We start from the raw sequence: 3215 nt of genomic DNA, 5'->3' as shown, positions 1-3215 counted from the left end.
CCCCGCCCCCACCCGAGGCGTCACCACGAATTCGGGGCCATCGAAGCGGACATGCGCGTGGTCATCGGGCGAGCTGCCACACCGTCGCCCCCGTGGACCCGGCTTCTGCGCCCCAATCCACGCCCCCTTCACCGGCGCGCCGTCCGAAAGGAAGACGCGGCCGGAGACCTCGAACACGCCTGGGTCGCTGGAGAACCACGGCAACACCATCCCTGCGCTCTTGAGCTCGGAGAAGGGGAACGCGATGACCGCCGGGGCGCCAGGCGCCAGCGTCACGTCTTTCCGTGCCGCCACCTCCCGCCCGTTCCGGCGGCCCCACATGGAGACGGAGTAGCGGCCCGACTCGGCGATGCCCGTGAAGGTGCCATCCGCCTGCGGCTCCAACTGGACATTCACATGCACGGACTCCACCGCCTCCGTCCCACGCGTGCGGCCCATCACCGGCTTGACCGTGACGGGGACGAACGCGCCGAGCTGGATGTCGAAGCGCCGCACCTCGCCAGCGGTCAGCTCCGCCCCGGGGTACCGGTCGAGCGCCCTCCCCTGGGGCGCGAAGAGCCTCACCTGGACGGAGCCCGGCGTCACGCCATCCAGCGTGTAGCGGCCCTGCGCATCCGTCGTGGACCAGCTGGGCGTCATCTCCGCGAGCAGGTTGTCCCCGGGCGCGATCAGCCGGACACCCGCCGCGGGCGTCCCGTCATGCTGGAGGACCTGCCCCTCCACGACGGCCCCTGGTGGCAGCGTGAGCGCCACGGAGAGCGAGCCCCCTGAGACGACCCCGACATCCCGCTCACAGGACTCGGCGTGCCCGGCCCCTCGCGCGCAGACGGTCATCACCCCCGCGCCGGGCGCCTCGAAGAAGGCCACGCCCGAGACGTCCGTCAGCGCCGTCTCGTCGGGCACCGTGTCGCCCGTCACGGCCATGAACAGTCCACGGATGAGCGACACCCGGGCGCCCGCCAGCGGCGCACCGCTGCTCCCGGAGACGAGCCGAACCCGAATCGAAGCCGCCGGAGCATCCATCGTCGGCGGCGGCAGCGGGAGCGGCGGCAGGGCGGGGAGCTGCGCGAACGCCGGGAAGGGCACCTCCACGAGCACCGGCCGCGCCACCTGCTCCGCGCGCCACAGGCCCAGGCCCCCGAGCACCGTCGCCATGGCACCCAAGCCAATGCCCCAGCGAACCCCGCGCATCATCGGACAGCCCCCGCTCCAGCAGTGGAACCGGGAGGCTATCACTCTCCGTCCGGGCGGCCCATCCCGGCCCGGCGACTAGCTTCCGTAGCCCGCGCTCTGAACGTCGATGAGGCGGCCGTTCTCGAACGTCACCACCTGCATGAAGCGGCGAGGCCCGAAGTTGTAGGTCCACTCCTCGTACTCCCGGGTGACGGACCGCCGCTCCGTCGTGACGCCCCCCGTCCTCCTGTCCGGCGTCACCGAGCCCGCCGAGTCCGTCACCGTGCGGAAGTTCTTCGCCGCCGGCTCCCCGCACTTGGCGAGCACCTCGGTCTTGAGCGCCCCATCCGCCACCAGCGCCTGGCCACAACGGAGCGAGGCCGCCTCCGCCGCCACCGGCATCCCCGCCATTGAAAGTACGACGGCCAATCCGAGAGCACGCATGGGTTGTCTCCTCTCCACTACTCAGGTCAACGGCGCAGGATGTCCGCGGGGACGGAGCACGCTACGCGTAGGGGTTGTAGAACTTCGCGAACGTCGCCTTGGCGAAGTCACCGAACGTCATGCCGGGCTGGAAGGCGCCCACCTTCTGCTCGGCGAGGTCCACGCCCTCCGGCGGACGCAGGTGCATGTCATTGTCTGGCTGCATGAACACCGCGAAGGTGGCGCGGGAGATGTTGCGGCTGGCCGGGTGGGCCAGCGCCTGCACCGCGTGCGGCGTGGAGCGCAGCAGCCCGCCGGTGACAATCTGGGAGCTCTCGCCAATCTGGAAGGCCAGGCTGTCCTTGGGGATGACGACCTTGCGCTCCTCGCCGGACCGCGTGCGCACGTACAGGCCCGCCTCCGGGTCCGGCACCGGGATGTCCTTGCGCGCCGGCTCCTTCGCGCCGGGCTCGGCCTCGAAGTACATGGCCGGGCAGAGCGCCGTGAGCGAGCCGTGGTCGCTGTGCCAGCCGCACCATGAGTCCCGCGTGCGCGGCGTCGCGTCCTCGTTGATGGCGAAGTAGTAGAGCAGCCGCGCCTTGCACGCGCGCGAATCACGAATCGTCCGCGCCAGCGCCGCGTCCGGTGACAGGCGGCTGCCCAGCTTCGCCTGCACGTACTTGTCGCACTGCTCGGCGACCAGCACGCCCACGTCCACCATCCGCTGCCCCAGCGCCATGAAGGCGGGCCGCAGCTCCGGGAAGTCCGCGTCTGGCCACACGTTGGGGTGGTAGTTCTCCGGGTGCTTCTCGATGAGCGCCGCGTCGGTGTGCGGCACGTCGTACTGGGGGTTGTTGTAGTAGGAGCCCTTGAACTCGTCGAACTGGCCGGGACGCAGCAGCTCCTTCCCGTGGCTCCAGCCGAACGAATAGCTGCTGCGCGGGTGGACGTAGCGGTCCTTCACCTCGGTGGGCAGCGCGGCGAAGCGGAAGCCCAGGGGCAGCAGGTTGTCGCGCAGCTCGGCCAGCCCGGGGATGCCCCGGACGACGAGCAGGCCAATGCCATCATGCCCGTAGGCGCGCGCGATGGCGGCGCTCAGGTCCGCGCCCTCCGCGAGCCGCGCATAGTCGAGGAGAACCACTCCGTCTTTCGTTTCCGCCACGTCGCTGCTCATCCCAGGTGCCTCGTGTCTTCTCCCCACGGCGCCACACCGGCATCCGCGCCGGGCAGGGTGAGCACAGGCCACCCGTGACAAGGGAGACAGGGGCCATACTGCCCGGTTTGGGCGCGTGCGTGCCACCTGCGTCTCCCAGTAGCGGACGGAAAGCGCCTGCTCCCCTCCCTGCCCCCGTGCCTGGAAGGCCCACTGCATCCCGGAGAGGTCCGTAGCGTCGGAGTGAGCATGGCGCGCGGCATCACCGACGCGGGCGCCTTCAAGATATTCAGCGACGCACCAACGCCCCGCCGGCGCAGCTCACTTCGGGGGCGTGACAGGCACCGGCGCCACCAGGGGCGCGGCGCGGCCGGGCCGGGGCACGAGGAAGAGCAGCCGGCCCTTCTGCTTCATCATCCCCGCCGCCAGCTCCGCCCGCGGGCCCGCGCCCCAGAAGACGTCCACC

Annotated in this window: 3 protein-coding genes and 1 pseudogene; all 4 read right to left on the bottom strand. The window is 71.1% G+C overall.

Annotation, left to right across the window (positions count from 1 at the left end):
- The coding region (locus tag HV824_RS35370) for a carboxypeptidase-like regulatory domain-containing protein (protein ID WP_255208610.1) at positions 1–1155 on the bottom strand (1155 nt) is incomplete at its 3' end.
- 114 nt (positions 1156–1269) lie between these two features.
- Positions 1270–1617 (bottom strand): DUF2845 domain-containing protein, encoded by a 348-nt coding sequence (locus HV824_RS35365; protein ID WP_255208609.1) that lies wholly within the window; start codon positions 1615–1617, stop codon positions 1270–1272.
- 61 nt (positions 1618–1678) lie between these two features.
- Positions 1679–2737 (bottom strand): 2-oxoglutarate and iron-dependent oxygenase domain-containing protein, encoded by a 1059-nt coding sequence (locus HV824_RS35360; RefSeq protein ID WP_368671037.1) that lies wholly within the window; start codon positions 2735–2737, stop codon positions 1679–1681.
- Positions 2738–3070: 333 nt separating this feature from the next.
- A pseudogene (locus HV824_RS38100) lies at positions 3071–3215 on the bottom strand (transglycosylase); the annotation flags it as partial.

Origin of the sequence: Myxococcus sp. AM009 (assembly GCF_013372605.1) — a bacterium.
Classification (GTDB): domain Bacteria; phylum Myxococcota; class Myxococcia; order Myxococcales; family Myxococcaceae; genus Myxococcus; species Myxococcus vastator.
This window is presented reverse-complemented; position numbering and strand designations above follow the sequence as displayed.